The organism is Pseudomonas sp. JQ36, assembly GCF_053851495.1.
In genome coordinates, this window is sequence record NZ_CM132642.1 from 3,845,594 (window position 1) to 3,866,865 (window position 21,272).

Here is a 21,272-nt window from a genome sequence, read left to right on the forward strand (position 1 = left end):
GCTCACTCCTACAGTTGTTTTGGGTACACCTGAATTCAATACCAGCCATCAGATTCCTGATGCGGCTTGAACCCTTGGCCCTCTCGGCGCATCTTTATTCTTCGCACAACAAGAATAAGGAACCGTCATGTTCGATATCAGCACGTTCCCCAAAGCCGATGCCGTCCGCCGGGCTGCGCAGTTGAGTCAGGACGACTACAAGCGCCTGTACCGCGAATCGATTGAACACCCCAGCGCCTTCTGGGCCGAACAGGCCACGCGCTTCCTCGACTGGAGCACACCGTGGCAGACCGTTCAGCGCTACGACCTGAAAACCGGTGAAGCGGCCTGGTTTGCCGGCGGCCAACTGAACGTCAGTTACAACTGCATCGACCGCCACCTCGCCCAGCGCGGCGAGCAGACCGCGATCCTCTGGGAAGGCGACGACCCGGCCGAATCAGCGCAGATCACCTACAAAAAACTCCACCATCACGTCTGCCGCCTGGCCAATGTGCTGAAAAGCCGTGGGGTGAAAAAAGGCGATCGGGTATGCATCTACATGCCGATGATCCCCGAGGCGGCCTACGCCATGCTCGCCTGCGCGCGGATCGGCGCGATTCACTCGGTGGTGTTCGGCGGCTTCTCCCCGGACTCACTGCGTGACCGCATTCTCGACGCCGACTGCCGCACCGTGATCACCGCCGATGAAGGCGTGCGCGGCGGCAAGTTCGTGCCGTTGAAACAGAATGTCGACAAGGCCCTGCAAAACTGCCCGGACGTGAGCACCGTCGTTGTGGTCGAGCGCAGCCAAGGCAAAGTCGATTGGGTCGAAGGCCGTGACCTCTGGTATCACCAGGCCGTGCGTGACGTCAGTGACGATTGCCCGCCAGAGCCGATGGACGCCGAAGATCCGCTGTTCATCCTCTACACCTCCGGCAGCACCGGCAAACCCAAAGGCGTGCTGCACACCACCGGTGGCTACCTGCTGCAGGCGGCGATGACCTTCAAATACGTGCTCGATTACCGCGATGGCGAAGTGTTCTGGTGCACCGCCGACGTCGGCTGGGTCACCGGCCACAGTTACATCGTCTACGGCCCGCTGGCCAACGGCGCGACCACCCTGATCTTCGAAGGCGTGCCGAGTTACCCGAGCACCTCGCGCTTTTGGCAGGTGATCGACAAACATAAAGTGAACATCTTCTACACCGCACCGACCGCTCTGCGCGCGTTGATGCGCGAAGGTGCCGGGCCACTGCAGGAAACGTCGCGCCAAAGCCTCAGATTGCTCGGCAGCGTCGGTGAGCCGATCAACCCGGAGGCGTGGGAATGGTACTTCAACGTGGTCGGCGAGCAGCGCTGCCCGATTGTCGATACCTGGTGGCAGACCGAAACCGGCGGGATCATGCTCAGCCCATTGGTCAGTGCACAACGCATCAAACCGGGTTGCGCCACGCAGCCGATGTTCGGCGTGCAACCGGTACTGCTCGATGAGCACGGCAAGGAGATCAAAGGCGCCGGCAGCGGCGTGCTGGCGATCAAATCCAGCTGGCCGGCGCAGATCCGCAGCGTCTACGGCGACCCGCAACGCATGGTCGACACCTACTTCAAGCCCTACCCCGGCTACTACTTCACCGGTGACGGCGCACGCCGCGACGAGGACGGCGATTACTGGATCACCGGGCGCATCGACGACGTGATCAACGTCTCCGGCCACCGCATCGGCACCGCCGAAGTGGAAAGCGCGCTGGTGCTGCACGACAGCATTGCCGAGGCCGCCGTGGTGGGTTACCCGCACGACGTCAAAGGCCAAGGCATCTACGCCTTCGTCACTCCCATGAACGGCGTCGAGCCGAGCGATGAGCTGAAGAAACAACTGCTCGCCCACGTCAGCAAGGAAATCGGCAGTTTCGCCAAGCCGGACCTGATCCAGTGGGCGCCGGCCTTGCCGAAAACCCGTTCAGGCAAGATCATGCGGCGCATCCTGCGCAAGATCGCCTGCAACGAACTCGACAGCCTCGGCGACACTTCGACCCTGGCCGATCCGAGCGTGGTGCAGGGCCTGATCGACAAGCGCCTGAATCAGTAACGTCCGTGGCGCGGTCACCCGGCCGCGCCCGTCCACCACCAATGAGTTGTCATGGAATTCATCCGCAGCAGTATCGAAAACCAACTCATGAGCCTGACCGGTCTGTCCCTCGGTCAGCTCGACCTGGAAAATCCCAAGGGCGATCCCGGGCTGTTCGGGCCGGACTCGGTCAGTTGGCAAGTGCATGGCGATTTCAGCAGCATGCTGATCGGCGGCATCAGCGCTTTGTTGCTGCAGGCCCTGCATCCGCTGGCGCTGGCCGGGGTCTGGGATCATTCGAATTTTCGTCAGGACATGCTTGGACGCCTGCGCCGCACCAGCCAGTTTGTCTCCGGCACCACCTTCGGCTCGCGCCGCGACGCCGAATGGCTGATCGACAAAGTGCGCAGCATTCACCTGCAAGTGGTCGGCACTGCACCGGATGGCCGGCCCTACGCGGCCAGCGATCCGGAACTGCTGACCTGGGTGCATGTGGCCGAAGTCAGCAACTTCCTCGCCGCGCATTTGCGTTACCGCAACCCGCAGCTGTCGTTGGCGGATCAGGATCGCTACTACGCGGAAATTGCCGTGGTTGCCGAGCGCCTGGGTGCGCGGGATGTGCCGAAATCGCGGCAGGCCGTGGCCGACTACCTGCAACGCATGCGCCCGCAATTGCTCTGTGATGAACGCAGCCGCGAAGTCCTGCGCCTGCTGCTTGATGCCCCGGCCCCGAGCGTGCTGGCGCGGCCGTTTGGCGACTTGATGATGAAGGCCGGCATCGATCTGTTGCCGGACTGGGCCAGCGCCATGTTCTGCATACGGCAGAACCCGCTGCAACGCCAGTTGATCCGCGCCAGCGTCAAGCGCAGCGCGCCAATGCTGCGCTGGGCGATGCGCAATGGCTCGGTGCAGCGGGCAAAGCGGCGAATGGGAATTCTGACCTGAAGAGCTTCGCGAGCAAGCCCGCTCCCACAGGAGAACTGTGCTACGCCATGGACTCCCTGTGGGAGCGGGCTTGCTCGCGAAGGGCTTAACTCGGTTGCCCGCCAAGCTGCTAAACTCCCGCGCCCCCATTCTCACCAGCAAGGCGCACGCATGTCTTCCTTGAATCAGGCGCTGCGCGCCGCCCTCGATAAACGCCAGGATCTGCTCGCTGAGCTGCACAGCCAGGGCACCGACTGCTATCGGCTGTTCCACGGCAGCCAGGAAGGCGCCGGCGGCCTGACCATCGACCGCTACGGCCCGCAATTGCTGGTGCAGAGTTTTCACCAGACCCTGGAGCGAGACGACCTGCTGCAACTGCACACCATGGTCAATCAGACCCTGGGCTTCGAAACCCTGCTGGTCTACAACGACCGCTCCCGCGGCAACTCGCGGATCGATCGCGAAGACAGCGTCTACCGCGCCGACGACGCCGCGCTGGCGGATCTGGTCGGTCACGAATGGGGCCTGAACTATCGCGTGCGCGGTCGGCATGCCGGGCAGGATCCGCTGCTGTTTCTCGACCTCCGCAACACCCGTGGCTGGGTCAAGGATCACGCCAAGGGCAAAAGCGTGCTCAACCTGTTTGCCTACACCTGCGGCGTCGGCCTGAGTGCCGCTGCCGGTGGTGCGCGTGAGGTGTGCAATCTGGATTTCGCCGAAGGCAATCTGGCGGTTGGCCGTGAGAACGGCTTGCTCAACCCGCAATTGCCCGAGATGCAATTCATCCAGTCCGATTACTTCCCGGCGATCCGTCAGCTCGCCGGCCTGCCGATCAGCCAGCGACGCGGGCAGAAACTGCCGAGCTATCAGCGCCTCGAACAGCGCCAATACGATCTGGTGCTGCTCGACCCGCCGGCCTGGGCCAAGAGCGCGTTCGGCACCGTCGACCTGCTGCGCGACTATCAGAGCCTGCTCAAGCCGGCGCTGCTGACCACCGCCGACAACGGCGTGCTGATCTGCTGCAACAACCTGGCAAAAGTCAGCATGGACGACTGGCGTGAACAGGTCCTGCGTTGCGCCGAGAAGGCCGGGCGACCGGTGCGCGAATGGAGCGTGATGACTCCGGGCGCGGATTTCCCGTCCATGGACCAGCAACCGCCGCTGAAAACCCTGATCCTGCAGCTGTAACCCCCCCTGCGGGACTGGCAACCATCCAATGTGGGAGCGAGCTTGCTCGCGAAGGCGGCGTGTCAGTCAGCATATTTCTCGACTGATCCACCGCTTTCGCGAGCAAGCTCGCTCCCACAGTGTCTTGGTCCTACAGAACAATCTGAACAATCCTGCCCCAAGCGAGGTACTTCGGAACCAGAATCGCGTGCCATACTCCAAGGCACTCCGATTCAGAGATGAAGCCGCACATGCCCAAAGGATTGATTCGCGCGATTGGCGCCTTGTTGACTGCTCTGGCCCTCTACAGCCTGCTGGGGTTTCTGATTTTGCCGGGCATCGCCCTGCGCATCGCCAACCAGCAACTGGCCAACTACGCCACGGTGCCCGCGCATATCCAGCGCATCGAACTCAATCCGTTCAGCCTTGAAGTCACCCTGTGGGGCCTGGTCGTCGGTGAGCCGGGCAAGGAGCAGGTCGGCTTCGAGCGGCTGTACGCCAACCTGCAACTCGACAGCCTGTGGACCAAAGCGCTGCACCTGGCCGACATCGAACTGGACAAGCCCAAGACCGAAATCCTCTTCGCCAAGGACGGCCAGCTCAATCTGCTAGGCCTGTTCAAGATTCCCGTCAGCGAACCGACCCCGGCCGACCCGAATGCCAAGCCGTTCCCGCTGCGCATAGATCGCATCCAGCTGGCCGGTGGCAACGTACATTTCCAGGACGCGCGGCCGAGTGAACCGATCGAGTTCATCTACGACAAACTCGACTTCGAGCTGAAAAACCTCAGCACCCTCCCCGACGATAACGCCGACATGACCTTGGTCGCCGCCGGCCCGGCCGGTGGGCAGATCGACTGGAAAGGCAACTTCAGCCTGATCCCGTTCACCTCCGAAGGCACCTTGAAAGTCACCGACGGCAAGATGAAGTCCTTCTGGCCTTACGTGCGTGACGCGCTGCCGCTGGTACTCGAAGACGGCGTGCTGAATCTCAGCACCGAGTACAAACTCAATCTGTCGAAAGAAACCGAACTACAGCTGAACAACGTCGCGGTGAGCATTGCGCCGTTCGCGATCAAGGCGCCGGACGGACGCCCGTTGGCGAAACTTGAACGACTGGACGTCAGCGAAACCTCGCTGGATCTGGCCAAACAGCAAGTGGTGGTTGGCAAGATCCGCAGCAACAAGCTGGAAACCTGGGCCGCGCTCGAAGCCGACGGCCAGCTCGACTGGCAGAAACTGTTCGCCAGCCAGCCATCGAAACCTGCCGCCAAGGCCGCCGCCGAACCCAAGACCGCTCCGGCCGCCGCCGACTCGCCGAAAGAGCCGACCGCGCCGAGCAAGCCTTGGCAAGTGCTGCTCAAAGACGTCCAGCTACGCAACTACACCGTGCATCTCGCCGACCGCTCGGCCAACCCGCCGGTGGCACTGGATGTGACGCCGCTGAACATTGATCTGCAGGATTTCGACAGCCTCAACGGCTCGCCCTTCAAGGTCAGGCTCGACAGCGGTCTGGGCAAACAAGGCAAGATCAACGCCGACGGGGTGGTCAACCTCGCGCCGGTCACCGCCCAGCTCAACGTGAAAACCCAGGACATCGACCTGCGCGTCGCACAGTCCTACATCAATCCGTTCATTCGCCTGGAGCTGCGCAGCGGCATGCTCGGCAGCGACCTCAAGGTCAACCTCAAGAGCACCGAACCACTGGCACTCGGCGTGACCGGGCGTGCACAGATCGATCAACTGCACACCCTCGACACCCTGAAAACCCGCGACTTCCTCAAGTGGCAGCAAGTGGTGGTTGAAGGCATCAACTATCAACACGGTGACAGCCTGTCGATCGACAAGGTCAACCTGTTCCAGCCGTACGCGCGGTTCATGATCAACGATGACCGCACCACCAACATCGACGACCTGCTGATCCCGCAGCCTGCCGACAATGGTGCGAAAAACGCCGCGGCGAAGCCGGCCAGCAAGGACAAGCCGCTGGGCATTCACATCGGCGCGATTGCGATCAACGACGGCTCGGCCAACTTCGCCGACTTCAGCCTGACGCCGAATTTCGCTACGGCAGTTCAACAGCTCAACGGCCAGATCGGCACCATCGACAGTCGTCAGGCGAAACCGGCGAGCGTCGACATCAAGGGCAAAGTCGATCGCTATGCACCAGTGACCATCAAAGGCGCGGTCAATCCGTTTGATCCGATGGCCAGTCTCGACATCGCCACCAGTTTCAAACGCGTCGAGCTGACCACCCTGACCCCGTATTCTGGCAAATTCGCCGGTTACCGCATCCGCAAGGGCCGGCTCAACCTCGACCTGCACTACCTGATCACCAAGGGCCAGTTGAAGGCTGAAAACAAAGTGGTGGTCGAGCAACTGCAACTCGGCGAGAAAGTCGACAGCCCGGATGCCGTGAGCCTGCCGCTGAAACTGGCGATTGCGCTGCTCAAGGACGTCGATGGCAAGATTTCCATCGAACTGCCGGTGACCGGCGACCTCAATAACCCGCAGTTCAGCGTGATGCCGATTGTCTGGCAGACCCTGCGCAACCTGATCGTCAAAGCGGCTGCCGCGCCGTTCAAGCTGATTGGCGGACTGGTCAGCGGCGGTGGCTCCGAGGATCTCGGTACCGTGTCCTTTGCCGCGGGTTCGAGCGAGCTGAGCAAGGATGCCGAATCAGCGCTGGACAAACTGTCCCAGGCCCTCAAGGAACGTCCGGCCCTGCGTCTGGAAATCGAAGGCACCGCCGCGCAAAGCAGCGACGGCCCGTTGATTGCCGAGCAGCGTCTGGAGCGCGAATACCAGTACAACTACTACAAGATGCTCCAGCGCCGTGGCGACAAAGTGCCGGCGCAAGCGTCCCTGCTGCAAGTGCCGGAGAGCGAGAAAGGCCCGCTGCTTGAAGGCATCTACCGTACCCGTCTGAAAACCCAGCCTCCGGCCGAATGGAAGGATCTGGGCAAGGAAGAACGCACGGCGAAAATGCGTGATGGCGTGATCAAGTTCTGGAGTTCCAGCGATGTGCTGCTGCGACAGCTGGGTCAGGAACGCGCCAGCAGCATCAAGGACTATCTGGTAGACAAAGGTCAACTGGCGGATGACCGGGTGTACTTCATCGATGCCAATCTGGGTGAGGCCGAAAGCGATGGCCGAGTGGTGACGCAAATGCATCTGGACGCCGAATGATGAACCACAAATGGCTGCTTGCGCTGACGCTGGTGCTCGGCGCCAGCCCGGCTCTGGCTTCTGACACGCTACGTTGTGGCAGCCAACTGGTCAGTCTCGGCGACCGCGCCAGCGAAGTGCTGCAGAAGTGTGGCGAACCGGTCAGCCGCGACGTCCTCGGCTATAAGCGCAGCGCCAACCGCCGCGAAGAGTTTCAGGTCGAGGAATGGACCTACGGCCCGAGCAACGGCATGTACCAATACCTGCGCTTTGAAGGCAATCGTCTGCGGCAGATCAACAGCAAACGCGGTAACTGAAAGATCAAAAGATCGCAGCCTTCGGCAGCTCCTACAGGGAAATGCATACCACTGTAGGAGCTGCCGAAGGCTGCGATCTTTTGCTTCTACCAAATAGAACAGGCCCCGACACAAGTGCCGGGGCCCGTAATGGTCACATCCGTGTGACCGTTCGCATGAACTCTAAAGTTGCGGCAGACGTATTGCTCGGCCCGTCTGTCGCGTCTTCTCCCGGTCCAGGCGAGAAGTCATGCCTTACTCGGCTTTCAGGCCGTCAGCGGAGACCGCTTTGACGCCTTTGATTTTCTTGGCGATCGCAACAGCTACGTCTTTCTGCGATTCAGTTACAGCAGTAGTCGACGAAAGCGATACAACGCCTTTGTTGGTTTCTACTTTGATGTCGGTACCAGGAATGCCTTTTTCGGTGACCAGGTCAGCTTTGACTTTGGTGGTGATCCAAGTGTCAGAAGTAGCTTCTTTAGCCTGGGTGACTTCACCGGCAGCCAGAGTCATTGGAGCCTGAGTAGCCTGGGTGGATTGTGCAAAAGCACCGGAAGCCATGGTCAGGGTCAGCGCGGTAGCAGCAGCGGCAGTGATAGCGAACTTCTTCATACGAGTAACTCCTGTTTTTCTGGAAAGTCTGCTGGTTGTCTTGTCAGCAGGGTTACTGGGTATATTGCGAAGGCTGTGCCAACTTTTTGAAAGACAATAAATCGTTATAAATCAAATAGTTATGAATTAAGCAAATTTTCGGAATCATGCATTTTGCATGACATGTGCGTTATCGACATGCAAGTTGCGGCTTTTCGGAAAGTTCCTAACACGCTGAAATTCCTGAAGCTTTTGGCAGTGCCCAGCAGACATAAAAATGCCCCGCAAAACGGGGCATGTGCCAGTCAGGCCATGGTATCAAGTACCGCTGGCAGTGCAGCCTTTTGGCGAATAGTCAGCATTGACTGTTGTGGCGCAGGTCCACACACCAGAGGTGTTGCCTGTTGCGGCACCCGAGCGACTGAGTGTGATGGTTTTGCCTAAGACAGGACCCGGTGCGTTCACCAGTGTGCAAGTGATCGAGCCGGCACCGGTCGAGGCAGTTCCGGACGCCGCCAATGTGCAGTTCGAAGTGGTGGCTGAAGCGCCCCCCGCCACCAGTGTCAGCGTAGGGTCAGTACCTTGATTGATGGTGTCTTCGAACGGCACCTTCAGCGCGCTGATTTCGGCCAGACCTGCCGTCACCTTCGAACGCGCCTGATACTTGGAGTATTGCGGCAGGGCGATGGTCGCCAGAATACCGATGATCGCCACCACGATCAGCAGCTCGATCAGAGTGAAACCTTTTTGGTTGTTCATAGACAGGCTCTCCATGCATGAGTCGGAATCTCATGATCTGCAAAGGGCTCAGCATAGGCCGTGCCAACCGCTTGCAGACCCCGTGCGCTCGGCATAAAGGCGCCGTGTCGCGCTTTCCTACAACCCGTAACCGCACTATCTGACACTTTTTGTCACCTGTACCGGGCGTGTTTGGCGCTGTCACTTGACTAGGCTATAAGTCATGAACTGTCTGCATCCGGAATCCCCATGAATGACATCGCTCTGAGCGGACTGGCCAAGCAATTGGTACAGGCCGAACTGCTTACGGAAAAAAGCGCCCAGCAGGCCTGGCAGCAGGCGCAGCGCAATCGGCTGTCGCTGGTCAGTTACCTGGTACAGAACAAACTGGTGAAGAGCTCACAGGTCGCCGAGATTGCTTCCGAGCATTTCGGCATGGCCTTCATGGACCTCAATTGCCTGGACAAGGAAACCCAGCCCAAAGGCCTGGTCAGTGAAAAACTGGTGCGCCAGCACCACGCCCTGCCCTTGTGGCGTCGTGGCAACAAGCTGTTCGTGGGCATTTCCGACCCGAGCAATCATCAGGCGATCAATGACATTCAGTTCAGCACCGGGCTGAGCACCGAAGCCATTCTGGTGGAGGACGACAAGCTCACCGAGGCCATCGAGAAATTCTTCGACACTCACGCCAGCGGCCTCGAAGAAATGGCCGACGTCGATCTCGACGGGGTGGATGTCGAGTCCGTCGACGACAGCCGCCAGGACGCCATCGGCGGACTCGACGCCGATGACGCACCGGTCGTGCGCTTTGTGCACAAGATGCTGCTCGACGCGATCAAGAGTGGCTCCTCCGACCTGCACTTCGAACCCTACGAAAAGAACTTCCGCGTGCGGGTGCGCACCGACGGCATCCTGCGTGAGGTGGCCAAACCGCCGATCCAGTTGGCCGGGCGGATCGCCGCACGCCTGAAAGTCATGGCCAGCCTGGATATCTCCGAGCGACGCAAACCCCAGGACGGGCGGATCAAGATGCGCCTGTCGAAAACCAAGTCGATCGACTTCCGGGTCAACACCCTGCCGACCCTGTGGGGCGAAAAAGTGGTGATCCGGATTCTCGACCCTTCCAGCGCGCAGATCGGCATCGATGCATTGGGTTACGAACCGGCGCAGAAAGAACTGTACATGGCCGCGCTCAAGCAGCCCCAAGGGATGATTCTGGTAACCGGGCCTACCGGCTCGGGGAAAACCGTGTCGCTGTACACCGGCCTGAATATTCTCAACACCGTTGACATCAACATTTCCACCGCCGAAGACCCGGTGGAAATCAACATGGAAGGCATCAACCAGGTCAACGTCAATCCCAAGCAGGGGCTGGATTTTGCTCAGGCGCTGCGTTCGTTTCTGCGTCAGGACCCGGACGTGATCATGGTCGGCGAGATCCGTGACCTGGAAACCGCCGAAATCGCGATCAAGGCCGCGCAGACCGGCCACCTGGTGCTGTCCACGCTGCACACCAACAGCGCCGCCGAAACCCTGACCCGCCTGCACAACATGGGCATTCCCGGGTTCAACATCGCCACCTCGGTGAGCCTGATCATCGCCCAGCGCTTGGCGCGCAAGCTGTGCAGCCACTGTAAGAAACCCATCGAGATCCCCAGCGAAACGCTGATCAAGGAAGGTTTCCCGCCGGAACAGATCGGCAGTTTCACGATCTATGAGCCGGTCGGTTGCGACCTCTGCAATGGCGGCTACAAGGGACGCGTGGGGATTTACGAAGTGGTGAAAAACACCCCGGACCTGCAACGGCTGATCATGGCCGAAGGCAATTCGCTGGAAATCGACAGCCAGATGCGTCGCGACGGCTTCGACGACCTGCGCACCTCCGGCCTGCGCAAGGCCATGCAAGGCATCACCAGCCTGGAAGAAATCAACCGGGTCACCAAGGACTGAACATGGCGGTCAAGGCAGCGAAAATCAGTATCTACGCCTGGGAAGGCACGGATCGCAAAGGCAGCAAGGTCACGGGCGAGTTGAGCGGGCAGAACCCCGCGCTGATCAAGGCCCAGTTGCGCAAGCAGGGGATCAACCCGGGCAAGGTACGGAAGAAATCCACCTCTTTGCTCAGCCTCGGCAAACGCATCAAGGCCCAGGACATCGCCCTGTTCACCCGGCAGATGGCAACCATGATGAAGGCCGGCGTACCGCTGTTGCAGTCGTTCGACATCATTGGCGAAGGCTTCGACAACCCGGCGATGCGCAAACTGGTAGACGAGGTGAAGCAAGAGGTGGCGGCCGGCAACAGCTTCGCCGCAGCCCTGCGCAAGAAGCCGCAGTATTTCGATGAGCTGTATTGCAACCTGGTGGATGCCGGCGAGCAATCGGGCGCCCTCGATACGTTGCTCGAACGGGTCGCGACCTATAAGGAAAAAAGCGAAGCACTCAAGGCCAAGATCAAGAAAGCCCTGACCTACCCCAGCGCCGTGGTGCTGGTGGCAATGGTCGTCACCGGGATTCTGCTGGTAAAAGTCGTGCCGCAGTTTCAGTCGGTATTTTCCGGCTTCGGCGCCGAATTGCCGGCCTTCACCCTGATGGTGATCAGTCTTTCGGAGTTCATGCAGCAATGGTGGTGGGTAGTGCTTGGTGCTTTGATCGCGGCAGTGTTCGGCATCCGCCATGCGCTGAAGAAATCCCAGGCATTGCGCGACCGCAAGGACACCTGGCTGCTGAAGCTGCCGCTGGTGGGCACGCTGATGTACAAATCGGCAGTGGCGCGATTCGCCCGCACCCTGTCGACCACCTTCGCCGCCGGCGTGCCACTGGTGGAGGCGCTGGATTCGGTGGCCGGCGCCACCGGCAACGTGGTGTTCAAACGCGCGGTGCTGCGCATCCGTCAGGAAGTCGCCACCGGCATGCAGCTGAATTTCTCGATGCGCAGCACCGGCGTCTTCCCCAACATGGCAGTGCAGATGACCGCCATCGGTGAGGAATCGGGCGCGCTGGATGACATGCTCGACAAGGTCGCCGGTTTTTATGAAGAGGAAGTGGATAACATGGTCGACAACCTCACCAGCCTGATGGAGCCGTTCGTCATGGTGGTGCTCGGGGTCATTGTCGGCGGGCTGGTCGTGGCCATGTACCTGCCGATCTTCCAGCTTGGCTCAGCGATCTGACATGCCTATCGACGAACTCTTCAGTCTTTATCCGCTGGCCTTTGTGTGCACCGCCCTGCTGCTGGGTCTGGTGGTCGGCAGTTTTCTCAATGTACTGGTCTGGCGTCTGCCGAAAATGCTCGAGCGCGATTGGCGCCAGCAGGCGCAGGACGTCCTCGGCCTGCCGAGCGAAACACCACTGCCGACCTACAACCTGATGCTGCCGCACTCCGAATGCCCGCACTGCGGCCACCGGATTCGTGCATGGGAAAATATTCCGCTGCTCAGCTATCTGCTTCTGCGAGGGCGCTGCTCCGCGTGTGCCGCACCGATCAGCAAACGTTATCCCCTGACCGAACTGGCCTGCGGCCTGCTTTCGGCATTCGTTGCCTGGCATTTGGGTTTCGGCTGGCCGGCGGGCCTGTTGATCGTCCTTACCTGGGGGCTGCTGGCGATGAGCCTGATCGACACCGAACATCAACTGCTGCCCGATGTGCTGGTGTTGCCGTTGTTGTGGCTGGGGCTGATCGTCAACAGTTTCGGGCTGTTCGTCTCGCTGCACGCGGCGTTGTGGGGTGCGGTGGCCGGGTACATGGCGCTGTGGTCGGTGTTCTGGCTGTTCAAACTGCTGACCGGCAAGGACGGCATCGGCCACGGCGATTTCAAGCTGCTGGCGCTGCTCGGGGCCTGGGGCGGCTGGCAGATCCTGCCGCTGACGATCCTGCTGTCATCGCTGGTGGGGGCGATTGTCGGGGTGATTCTGCTGCGTTTGCGTGAGCAGAAAACCTCGACGCCAATGCCCTTCGGCCCGTATCTGGCAATTGCCGGCTGGATTGCCTTGCTCTGGGGTGGTCAAATAACCGACTTCTATTGGCATTTTGTCGGTTTGAAATGAATACCCCTGTGGAAAAACCCTGGATTCTCGGCCTGACCGGCGGCATCGGCAGCGGTAAAAGCGCCGCTGCACAGCACTTCATCGATCTCGGGATCCATGTGGTCGACGCCGACCACGCGGCGCGCTGGGTGGTCGAGCCGGGGCGTCCGGCACTGGCGAAGATTGCCGAACACTTCGGCCCGGGCGTCCTGCAAGCCGATGGCACGCTGGACCGTGCAGCCCTGCGCAAATTGATCTTTGAAGTGCCGGAAGAACGCCGCTGGCTCGAAGCCCTGCTGCACCCGTTGATCGCCGAGGAAATCGCGCACCATCTGGGGCTGGCAACATCGCCTTACGCGATTCTGGTTTCACCGTTGCTGATCGAATCCGGGCAGTACGCGATGACCCAAAGAATTCTGGTGATCGATGCCCCGCAACAACTGCAGATCGAACGCACCTTGCAGCGTGACCAGACCAGCGAACAGCAGGTCCAGGCGATCCTCAAGGCCCAGTCCAGCCGCGAAGACCGCGTGAGCCGTGCCGATGATGTGGTGGTCAACGACCGCGACCTCGCCTGGCTGCACAGCGAAGTCGAGCGCCTGCATCACTTTTACCTGACTTTATCCGGAGGCCAGTCATGAGCCCTACAACCGTCGAATGCCCAACCTGCGGCGCCCCCGTGGAATTTACCCCAGAGAACAAATTCCGCCCGTTCTGCTCTGATCGCTGCAAGCTGATCGACCTCGGCGCCTGGGCGTCGGAAGAGCACAAGATTCCGGTCGCCCCGGATGCCGAAGACGAAATGTTCTCCGGCGATTTCGACCCGCGTCACTGATCGCGATCAGGGCCGCATGAAGCCGTAGTCCTGATCGTCGTCGAGGTTTTCCGCGAGAAAGCGCAACTCGTCGGCCAGGTCTTCGGCGTTGCGCACCGTCTTGCTCTGCTGCACCACCGCGCTGAGCAAGGCGCGCAAACTCAGGCCCGGATCGAAGCCCACCTCCAGCGCCATGTCCAGACTCTGCCGCGTCTCCTGCCTCGCCCACTCGTAAACACTCATGCCGCTGCTCCTGAAAGAATTTGGCCGAGCATGAAATGCCGCGCGGGGGGCGGATTTGATGTGGATCAAGACTTGGGATCGTCGTCCTTCCACGGCGCCGAAAGGTAGCGGGTGCGGTTGAAGGTTTCCAGCCACTCCGGGCTGAACACCACCAGCGCGCTGATCACCATGCCGTTGATAAAGGCTTCGGGAAAAATCAGCAGCCACAGGTAACCGATAAAATCTTCCAGCCATTCCGGCATGGCAAACAGGCCGTCGTACCACAGCAGGCCCAGACTCAGCGTCAGACACAGCAATGCGGACAACGCTGCGGCAAAGAACCCGGAACAGAAGATATACACAAACGGATTACGCGGCTGGGCGCGCTCGACGAGGATCGCCACACACTCAGTGATCAACACCGGCAACAGGATCAGCAACGTCCCGTTGACCCCGACCGCCGCCAGATCCTGGCGCCCTAGCAACACCAGCCCGAGCTGTGCCACCAGCCCGCCGACGATCGCCAGCGGCCAGTCCAGTAACAACGTCACGGCGGTCATGCCGATGAAGTGGTAAGAGACCCCGGTGTCGAAATCCCTGCGCACCATCCACAGCAGGAACAAGGCGAACACCGTGCCAAACAGCAGATGCTGACGCCGACTGTCGCTGAACAACTCGACCCACGGCGCACGGCAGATCGCCCACAACAGCACTGGCAGGTAAATCAGCCAGCCGAGTGTCAGGCTCGTCGAGGACAGCAGTTCTGCACCGATCATGTCTCCCTCACTTTTATCAGGAAAACTCCTACATCCCCTGTAGGAGCTGCCGAAGGCTGCGATCATTTGATATTGCTGTTTGACAGTCAAAAGATCGCAGCCTTCGGCAGCACCTACAAGCGCTTAACGTGCGACCCGTCAGCATCAGCCAATGCAAAGCTATCTGCTTGTCGCATTTGAACGCTAAGCTTGGCCTATGGATGACTCAGATTATTTACGCCTGCTGACCATCGCGGCCGAGCAAGCCAACGCGTTCCTGTCCAATGCCCGCAAATGGGAGCGTGAGCGTTGGGTCTGCCAGCGCTTGCTGCAAGGCTTGAACATTCCTTACCGCGTCGATGAGTTCGCCCCCGCCGGGGAGCCGCCGGACGTGCTGTTTCGCGATGCCAATTTCGAAGTGTTCTTCGTTCTCGATGAAGGCCGCCGGCTCAACGACGAATGGCGCGACGAACTGCAACGCCGGCGCAGTGCGTTTTCCCTCAGCCAACTGGTGCGCCGTGAAGCCAAGCCGCGGCGGATCCCAGCCAATGAGTTCCTGTTGCGACTGGCACCGACCTTGCGCAAAAAAGCCCACAACTATAAGGAACGCGGCATGGATCTGGGCGAACTGGACATCATCGCCTTCGCCAGCCTCAAGCGCGAAGTGCTGGACCTCAACAGCCACTTTCCACCGCCCACCGAGTATCTGCGTCAGGGTTGGCGCTCGCTGTCGCTGGTCGGCCCGACCTTCGCCAGGGTGCTCTTTGCCCATCCCGATGCGCCGGATTTCCTGCGCAGCAACCTCGGTCGCAGCATCGTCTTCGATGTCGGGATCAGCCTGTGACGCCGCTACAGCAGTTGATCGCCGACGTGCCGCAGACCGGCCGCGTGCGCTGGATCGGCGTACGCCCGGAGTCTCGCGGGCCGATGCTCGAACTTGACGCCGTGGAAGCGCGACTGGAGGCCGGACTGACCGGCGATCACGCCCGCCCCGGCGTGCGAAATGCCCGACAGGTGACGTTGATTCAATTCGAACACCTGGCCGTGATCAGCGCGCTGATGGGCCGACCTGAAGATCAACCCGTGAGGCCTGAGGATCTGCGGCGCAATCTGGTCATCAGCGGCATCAACCTGTTCAGTCTCAAGGGGCGGCGTTTTCGCATCGGTCAGGCGATTTTCGAGACCACCGGCTGGTGTCAGCCCTGCGCACGCCTGCAAAACAACCTCGGCCCCGGCACCTTTCAAGCGGTGCGCGGGCATGGCGGAATTACCGCACGAGTGTTACAAAGCGGGATCATTCGCCTCGACGACGGTGTTTCGGTCGAACCGGTTCCGGCCAGTGGCTATGCTGCGTTCAACCCGGGATAAAAACCGCTGTAGCTTCCAAACCTTCAGCAACGTCTACCTGACGAGGCCTTTATGACCAGCCGCCTGAACCCCGAAGACCAGAAGCATGTCGAAGAGTACCTGCAGTTGTCCCAACACCGTGTCGAGCGCCGGCCTTTCCGGCCGTGGATGCTCCTGGTGCTGGTGCTGGCAGTGACCATTGGTCTGGGCCTGCTGAGCCGATTTATCAGTTACCTGACGCTATGAGCAGCATTGCGCTCGCGAAGGTGATTGCACCGATTTCCTTTAAAAACCTTGCGAGTTATCCCTATGTCCCATCGTATTGTTATTGTCGGCGGCGGCGCCGGCGGTCTGGAGTTGGCTACCCGTCTGGGTAAGACTCTGGGCAAGCGCGGCACGGCCAGTGTGATGCTGGTCGACGCGAACCTGACGCACATCTGGAAGCCCCTGCTGCACGAAGTGGCCGCCGGATCGCTGAACTCTTCCGAAGACGAACTCAACTATGTTGCCCAGGCGAAATGGAACCACTTCGAGTTCCAGCTGGGGCGCATGAGCGGACTCGATCGCGCGCAGAAGAAAATCCAGCTGGCCGCCACCTACGACGAGAACGGTGTCGAACTGGTACCGGCGCGTGAAGTGCCCTACGACTCGCTGGTGATCAGCGTCGGCAGCACCACCAACGATTTCGGCACCCAGGGCGCAGCGCAGCACTGCCTGTTCCTCGACACCCGCAAACAGGCCGAACGCTTCCACCAGCAGTTGCTCAATCACTACCTGCGCGCGCATGCCGGGCAGACCGATGTAGTCGAACAGATCAGCGTGGCGATCGTTGGTGCTGGCGCCACAGGCGTCGAACTGGCGGCAGAACTGCACAACGCGGCGCATGAACTGGCCGCTTACGGCCTCGACCGGATCAAACCGGAAAACATGCACATCACCTTGATCGAAGCCGGCCCACGGGTGCTGCCAGCCCTGCCGGAGCGCATCAGCGGCCCGGTACACAAGACTCTGGAGAAACTCGGGGTCAATGTGATGACCAACGCTTCGGTCAGCGAAGTAACCGCTGACAGCCTGATCACCGCCGATGGCAACGTGATCAAGGCCAGCCTGAAAGTCTGGGCCGCCGGGATTCGCGCGCCGGGTTTCCTCAAGGACATCGACGGCCTGGAAACCAACCGCATCAATCAGCTGCAAGTGCTACCGACGTTGCAGACCACCCGCGACGAAAACATTTTCGCCTTCGGTGACTGCGCCGCGTGCCCGCAACCGGGTTCGGATCGCAACGTGCCGCCGCGTGCACAAGCCGCGCACCAACAGGCGTCGTTGCTGGCCAAGTCACTGAAGCTGCGCATCGAGGGCAAAACCCTGCCGGAGTACAAATACACCGACTACGGCTCGCTGATTTCGCTGTCGCGTTTTTCGGCTGTGGGTAACTTGATGGGTAACCTGACGGGCAGTGTGATGCTGGAGGGCTGGCTGGCGCGGATGTTCTACGTGTCGCTGTATCGCATGCACCAGATGGCGCTGTACGGGCCGTTCCGCACGGCGATGCTGATGCTGGGCAGCAAGATCGGTCGCGGCACCGAGCCTCGTCTGAAGCTGCATTGATCCACCCTGTAGGAGTGAGCCTGCTCGCGATAGCAGTGGGTCAGTCAATTCATTCATGACTGACACACCGCTATCGCGAGCAGGCTCACTCCTACAATGATTTTGCTTAGGGCCTGAGTTTTTCATGGGCAAAAAAAATCCCCGTATCTTTCGATACGAGGATTTTCAATATGGTCGGGGTAAGGGGATTCGAACTCCTGACATCCTGCTCCCAAAGCAGGCGCGCTACCGGACTGCGCTATACCCCGGTAAAAAAAAGGCGACCTATCAAAGATCGCCTTCTTCGATCAGCGCTTTTGGCCTCTGATCTTAAGATTCGATCCCAGTGTTACCTGGTTTCAAAAATGGTGGGTCGTGTGGGATTCGAACCTACGACCAATTGGTTAAAAGCCAACTGCTCTACCAACTGAGCTAACGACCCAAAAATGGTCGGGGTAAGGGGATTCGAACTCCTGACATCCTGCTCCCAAAGCAGGCGCGCTACCGGACTGCGCTATACCCCGGTTTGAAATTGGCTCCGTGACCAGGACTCGAACCTGGGACCCAATGATTAACAGTCATTTGCTCTACCGACTGAGCTATCACGGAACTACATATTTCAATTTACAACGGTGAAACTTACAGCTCTTAGACATCGTTCGCATCGCTGCGTTCGTGTGTCTGAGGCGCGCTATTCTACAACCTAGAACACCTCTGTCAACCCCCTAAATCGCTTTCAAGTTAATGATTTGCAACTTATTTCAGATTTCAGCTCAGTGAGCTGAGATGCTGCGGGTGACTGACTGCGGGGCGCACTTTACAAGCCTTTTCCTTAGAGTTCAACAGCCTAACGAAAAAAAGGCCTCGCAAAGCGAGGCCTTCCTTATTTCATTGGCTTTGCCGATCAGTCGAAAACGATTTCGTCGTTTACGACCTTGCCGGTTGCCGTATCACCCGGCAGGAAATGCCCCGACAGGATCAACTGCGCCAACGGGTTTTCGATCCAGCGCTGGATCGCACGTTTCAGAGGACGTGCGCCATAGACCGGGTCGTAACCGACGGCAATCAGCTTGTCCATCGCTTCCGGGCTCAGCTCCAGCTTCAGCTCGCGCTCGGCCAGACGGCTGCGCAGACGACCCAACTGGATCTCGGTAATGCCCGCGATCTGGTCCCGCGCCAAAGGCTCGAAGATCACCACTTCGTCGACCCGGTTGATGAACTCGGGACGGAAGTGACTGGTCAGCGCGTCCATCACCGCTGCACGCTGGGCCTCACGGTCACCGACCAGTTCCTGGATCTGCGACGAACCGAGGTTCGAGGTCATGACGATCACGGTATTGCGGAAATCCACCGTGCGCCCGTGACTGTCGGTCAGACGCCCATCCTCCAGCACCTGCAGCAGAATGTTGAATACATCCGGGTGCGCTTTCTCGACCTCGTCCAGCAGGATCACCGAGTAAGGCTTGCGACGCACCGCTTCGGTCAGGTAACCGCCCTCCTCGTAACCCACGTAGCCTGGTGGTGCACCGATCAGCCGCGCCACGGAATGTTTCTCCATGAACTCGGACATGTCGATCCGCACCATTGCCTCTTCCGTATCGAAGAGGAATTCGGCCAGCGCCTTGCACAGCTCGGTTTTACCGACACCGGTCGGGCCGAGGAACATGAACGAGCCGCTCGGACGATTCGGGTCTGCCAGCCCGGCACGCGAACGGCGTACCGCGTTGGAGACCGCAACCACCGCTTCGTCCTGGCCGATCACGCGCTGGTGCAACAGGCTTTCCATCTTCATCAGCTTGTCGCGCTCGCCTTCGAGCATTTTCGACACCGGAATACCGGTCCACTTCGAAACGACTTCGGCGATTTCCTCTTCGGTCACCTTGCTGCGCAGCAACTGGTTTTCACTCTTGCCGTGCTGGTCGACCATTTGCAGGCTGCGCTCCAGATCCGGGATCACCCCGTACTGCAATTCGGCCATGCGGTTGAGATCGCCTTTACGGCGCGCCGCTTCCAGTTCCTGACGCGACTGCTCGATCTTCTGCTGAATCTGCGCCGAACCCTGTACCTCGGCTTTTTCCGAGTTCCAGATTTCTTCCAGATCCGAGTACTCACGTTCGAGGCGGACGATTTCTTCCTGAAGTTTTTCCAGGCGCTTCATCGCCGCTTCATCGCTTTCTTTCTTCAGGGCCTGGGATTCAACCTTGAGCTGAATCAAACGACGCTCCAGACGATCGAGCACTTCCGGCTTGGAGTCGATCTCCATGCGGATACGGCTGGCGGCTTCGTCGATCAGGTCGATGGCCTTGTCCGGCAACTGCCGGTCAGTGATGTAGCGATGGCTGAGCTTGGCCGCGGCGATGATCGCGCCGTCGGTGATCGCCACTTTATGGTGAACCTCATAACGCTCCTTGAGGCCACGCAGGATAGCGATGGTGTCTTCTTCGCTCGGCTCGTCCACCAGCACTTTCTGGAAACGCCGCTCAAGCGCCGCATCCTTCTCTATATATTGGCGGTACTCGTTGAGCGTGGTTGCGCCGACACAGTGCAGCTCACCGCGCGCCAGTGCCGGTTTGAGCATGTTGCCGGCATCCATCGAGCCTTCGCCTTTACCGGCGCCGACCATGGTGTGCAGTTCGTCGATGAACAGAATGATCTGCCCTTCCTGCTTCGACAGCTCGTTGAGCAGCGCTTTCAGGCGTTCCTCGAACTCACCGCGATACTTGGCACCGGCAATCAGCGCGCCCATGTCCAGCGACAGCAGACGTTTGCCCTTGAGGCCGTCCGGCACTTCGCCGTTGATGATGCGCTGGGCCAGACCTTCGGCAATCGCGGTTTTACCCACGCCAGGTTCGCCGATCAGCACCGGGTTGTTCTTGGTGCGGCGCTGCAGAACCTGAATGGTGCGGCGAATTTCGTCGTCACGGCCGATCACCGGATCGAGCTTGCCGTCTTCGGCACGCTTGGTCAGGTCGACGGTGTACTTGTCCAGCGCCTGACGCGACTCTTCGTGGTTGGCGTCATTTACCGCCTCACCACCGCGCAGGTTGTTGATCGCGTTTTCCAGGGCTTTCTTGCTCACGCCCTGGCCGAGCAGCAGTTTGCCGAGCTTGCTGTTCTCGTCCATCGCGGCGAGCAGCACCAGCTCGCTGGAAATGAACTGGTCGCCCTTCTGCTGGGCCAGACGATCGGCCTGATTGAGCAGGCGCGCCAGGTCCTGCGACATGTTGACGTCGCCGGTCGGGTTCTGGATTTTCGGTAATTGATCGAGCTCTTTGGTCAGCTCTTTGCGCAGGCTGTTGACGTCGAAGCCCACTTGCATCAACAGGGGTTTGATCGAACCACCCTGCTGTTCAAGCATCGCCTGCATCAAGTGCGCCGGCTCGATGGCCGGATGATCGTGGCCAACGGCCAGAGATTGGGCGTCGGACAACGCCAACTGTAATTTGCTGGTTAAACGGTCTATACGCATGGGGTCACCTTCCTTTTGAGCAGGCCGGACCTAAAAACCATCCTGAATAAAGAAACCTGCCAGATACCACTGTAGATGCGGTCGATTCTGGGAGATTCAAGCGTCAGCGAGTTGATTCAAGTCAGGCA

19 protein-coding genes and 4 tRNA genes are annotated in these 21,272 nt (G+C 59.9%); 14 read left to right on the forward strand and 9 right to left on the reverse strand.

Annotated elements, in window-relative coordinates; genetic code table 11:
- Positions 1–127 precede the first annotated feature (127 nt).
- From acs to ACS4NR_RS17295, 5 genes are all read left to right on the forward strand, one after another.
- On the forward strand, positions 128–2,065 hold the full coding sequence (gene acs / locus ACS4NR_RS17275) for an acetate--CoA ligase (protein WP_456017944.1): 1,938 nt from the start codon (positions 128–130) through the stop codon (positions 2,063–2,065).
- A 51-nt stretch (positions 2,066–2,116) separates the two neighbouring features.
- On the forward strand, positions 2,117–2,989 hold the full coding sequence (locus ACS4NR_RS17280) for an oxygenase MpaB family protein (protein WP_456017945.1): 873 nt from the start codon (positions 2,117–2,119) through the stop codon (positions 2,987–2,989).
- Positions 2,990–3,139: 150 nt separating this feature from the next.
- A complete protein-coding gene (locus ACS4NR_RS17285) occupies positions 3,140–4,156 on the forward strand; it encodes a class I SAM-dependent rRNA methyltransferase (protein ID WP_253151558.1) in 1,017 nt (338 codons plus the stop codon).
- 218 nt (positions 4,157–4,374) lie between these two features.
- Positions 4,375–7,323 (forward strand): DUF748 domain-containing protein, encoded by a 2,949-nt coding sequence (locus tag ACS4NR_RS17290; protein WP_456017946.1) that lies wholly within the window; start codon positions 4,375–4,377, stop codon positions 7,321–7,323.
- Complete coding sequence (locus ACS4NR_RS17295) at positions 7,323–7,619, forward strand: DUF2845 domain-containing protein (protein WP_095140064.1); 297 nt, start codon at positions 7,323–7,325, stop codon at positions 7,617–7,619. The genes ACS4NR_RS17290 and ACS4NR_RS17295 overlap by 1 nt, the downstream gene beginning before the upstream one ends.
- Positions 7,620–7,853: 234 nt before the next feature.
- Here the strand turns inward: ACS4NR_RS17295 and ACS4NR_RS17300 are convergent, their stop codons facing one another.
- Both ACS4NR_RS17300 and ACS4NR_RS17305 read right to left on the reverse strand, forming a co-directional pair.
- Entirely contained in the window at positions 7,854–8,210 is a 357-nt protein-coding gene (locus tag ACS4NR_RS17300) for a BON domain-containing protein (RefSeq protein WP_047600285.1), read from the reverse strand.
- A gap of 297 nt (positions 8,211–8,507) precedes the next feature.
- Entirely contained in the window at positions 8,508–8,948 is a 441-nt protein-coding gene (locus ACS4NR_RS17305) for a pilin (protein WP_027614108.1), read from the reverse strand.
- Between the two features lie 228 nt (positions 8,949–9,176).
- Between ACS4NR_RS17305 and pilB the strand changes: the two genes are divergently transcribed.
- The 5 genes from pilB to yacG are packed head-to-tail and all read left to right on the forward strand — an operon-like array spanning position 9,177 to position 13,785.
- Positions 9,177–10,877, forward strand: coding sequence for a type IV-A pilus assembly ATPase PilB (pilB, locus tag ACS4NR_RS17310; protein WP_456017947.1), 1,701 nt, complete (start codon positions 9,177–9,179; stop codon positions 10,875–10,877).
- A gap of 2 nt (positions 10,878–10,879) precedes the next feature.
- Entirely contained in the window at positions 10,880–12,097 is a 1,218-nt protein-coding gene (locus ACS4NR_RS17315; protein ID WP_456017948.1) for a type II secretion system F family protein, read from the forward strand.
- Position 12,098: 1 nt separating this feature from the next.
- The gene (locus ACS4NR_RS17320) at positions 12,099–12,971 is read left to right on the forward strand and encodes a prepilin peptidase (RefSeq protein WP_456017949.1); all 873 of its coding nucleotides are present in this window, start codon (positions 12,099–12,101) and stop codon (positions 12,969–12,971) included.
- Positions 12,968–13,591: a dephospho-CoA kinase gene (gene coaE / locus ACS4NR_RS17325; RefSeq protein ID WP_115986759.1), complete on the forward strand. Its 624-nt coding sequence runs from the start codon at positions 12,968–12,970 to the stop codon at positions 13,589–13,591. The genes ACS4NR_RS17320 and coaE overlap by 4 nt, the downstream gene beginning before the upstream one ends.
- The gene (gene yacG / locus ACS4NR_RS17330; RefSeq protein WP_003228296.1) at positions 13,588–13,785 is read left to right on the forward strand and encodes a DNA gyrase inhibitor YacG; all 198 of its coding nucleotides are present in this window, start codon (positions 13,588–13,590) and stop codon (positions 13,783–13,785) included. Before coaE ends, yacG begins: the two co-directional genes overlap by 4 nt.
- 6 nt (positions 13,786–13,791) lie before the next feature.
- Here yacG and ACS4NR_RS17335 read toward each other — a convergent pair whose 3' ends face one another.
- Positions 13,792–14,007, reverse strand: a complete 216-nt coding sequence (locus tag ACS4NR_RS17335; RefSeq protein ID WP_003228298.1) for a hypothetical protein — start codon at positions 14,005–14,007, stop codon at positions 13,792–13,794.
- Positions 14,008–14,072: 65 nt separating this feature from the next.
- Positions 14,073–14,762: an energy-coupling factor ABC transporter permease gene (locus ACS4NR_RS17340; RefSeq protein WP_047600279.1), complete on the reverse strand. Its 690-nt coding sequence runs from the start codon at positions 14,760–14,762 to the stop codon at positions 14,073–14,075.
- 196 nt (positions 14,763–14,958) lie between these two features.
- Here ACS4NR_RS17340 and ACS4NR_RS17345 point away from each other — a divergent pair, with 196 nt between their 5' ends.
- The 4 genes from ACS4NR_RS17345 to ACS4NR_RS17360 all read left to right on the forward strand — a co-directional run bounded on the left by ACS4NR_RS17345 (position 14,959) and on the right by ACS4NR_RS17360 (position 17,696).
- Entirely contained in the window at positions 14,959–15,585 is a 627-nt protein-coding gene (locus ACS4NR_RS17345) for a DUF1780 domain-containing protein (protein ID WP_025108806.1), read from the forward strand.
- On the forward strand, positions 15,582–16,109 hold the full coding sequence (locus tag ACS4NR_RS17350) for an MOSC domain-containing protein (protein WP_103367298.1): 528 nt from the start codon (positions 15,582–15,584) through the stop codon (positions 16,107–16,109). Before ACS4NR_RS17345 ends, ACS4NR_RS17350 begins: the two co-directional genes overlap by 4 nt.
- A gap of 51 nt (positions 16,110–16,160) precedes the next feature.
- Positions 16,161–16,334, forward strand: coding sequence for a DUF3094 domain-containing protein (locus ACS4NR_RS17355; RefSeq protein WP_007909875.1), 174 nt, complete (start codon positions 16,161–16,163; stop codon positions 16,332–16,334).
- Positions 16,335–16,397: 63 nt separating this feature from the next.
- Positions 16,398–17,696, forward strand: a complete 1,299-nt coding sequence (locus tag ACS4NR_RS17360; RefSeq protein WP_095140057.1) for an NAD(P)/FAD-dependent oxidoreductase — start codon at positions 16,398–16,400, stop codon at positions 17,694–17,696.
- Between the two features lie 171 nt (positions 17,697–17,867).
- Here the strand turns inward: ACS4NR_RS17360 and ACS4NR_RS17365 are convergent.
- The 5 genes from ACS4NR_RS17365 to clpB all read right to left on the reverse strand — a co-directional run bounded on the left by ACS4NR_RS17365 (position 17,868) and on the right by clpB (position 21,144).
- Positions 17,868–17,944: transfer RNA gene (locus ACS4NR_RS17365), tRNA-Pro, on the reverse strand.
- A 97-nt stretch (positions 17,945–18,041) separates the two neighbouring features.
- Positions 18,042–18,117 (reverse strand) — tRNA-Lys (locus ACS4NR_RS17370).
- A 5-nt stretch (positions 18,118–18,122) separates the two neighbouring features.
- A tRNA-Pro gene (locus ACS4NR_RS17375) sits at positions 18,123–18,199 on the reverse strand.
- A 9-nt stretch (positions 18,200–18,208) separates the two neighbouring features.
- A tRNA-Asn gene (locus tag ACS4NR_RS17380) sits at positions 18,209–18,284 on the reverse strand.
- Between the two features lie 295 nt (positions 18,285–18,579).
- Positions 18,580–21,144, reverse strand: a complete 2,565-nt coding sequence (clpB, locus tag ACS4NR_RS17385; protein WP_095140056.1) for an ATP-dependent chaperone ClpB — start codon at positions 21,142–21,144, stop codon at positions 18,580–18,582.
- Between the last annotated feature and the right edge of the window lie 128 nt (positions 21,145–21,272).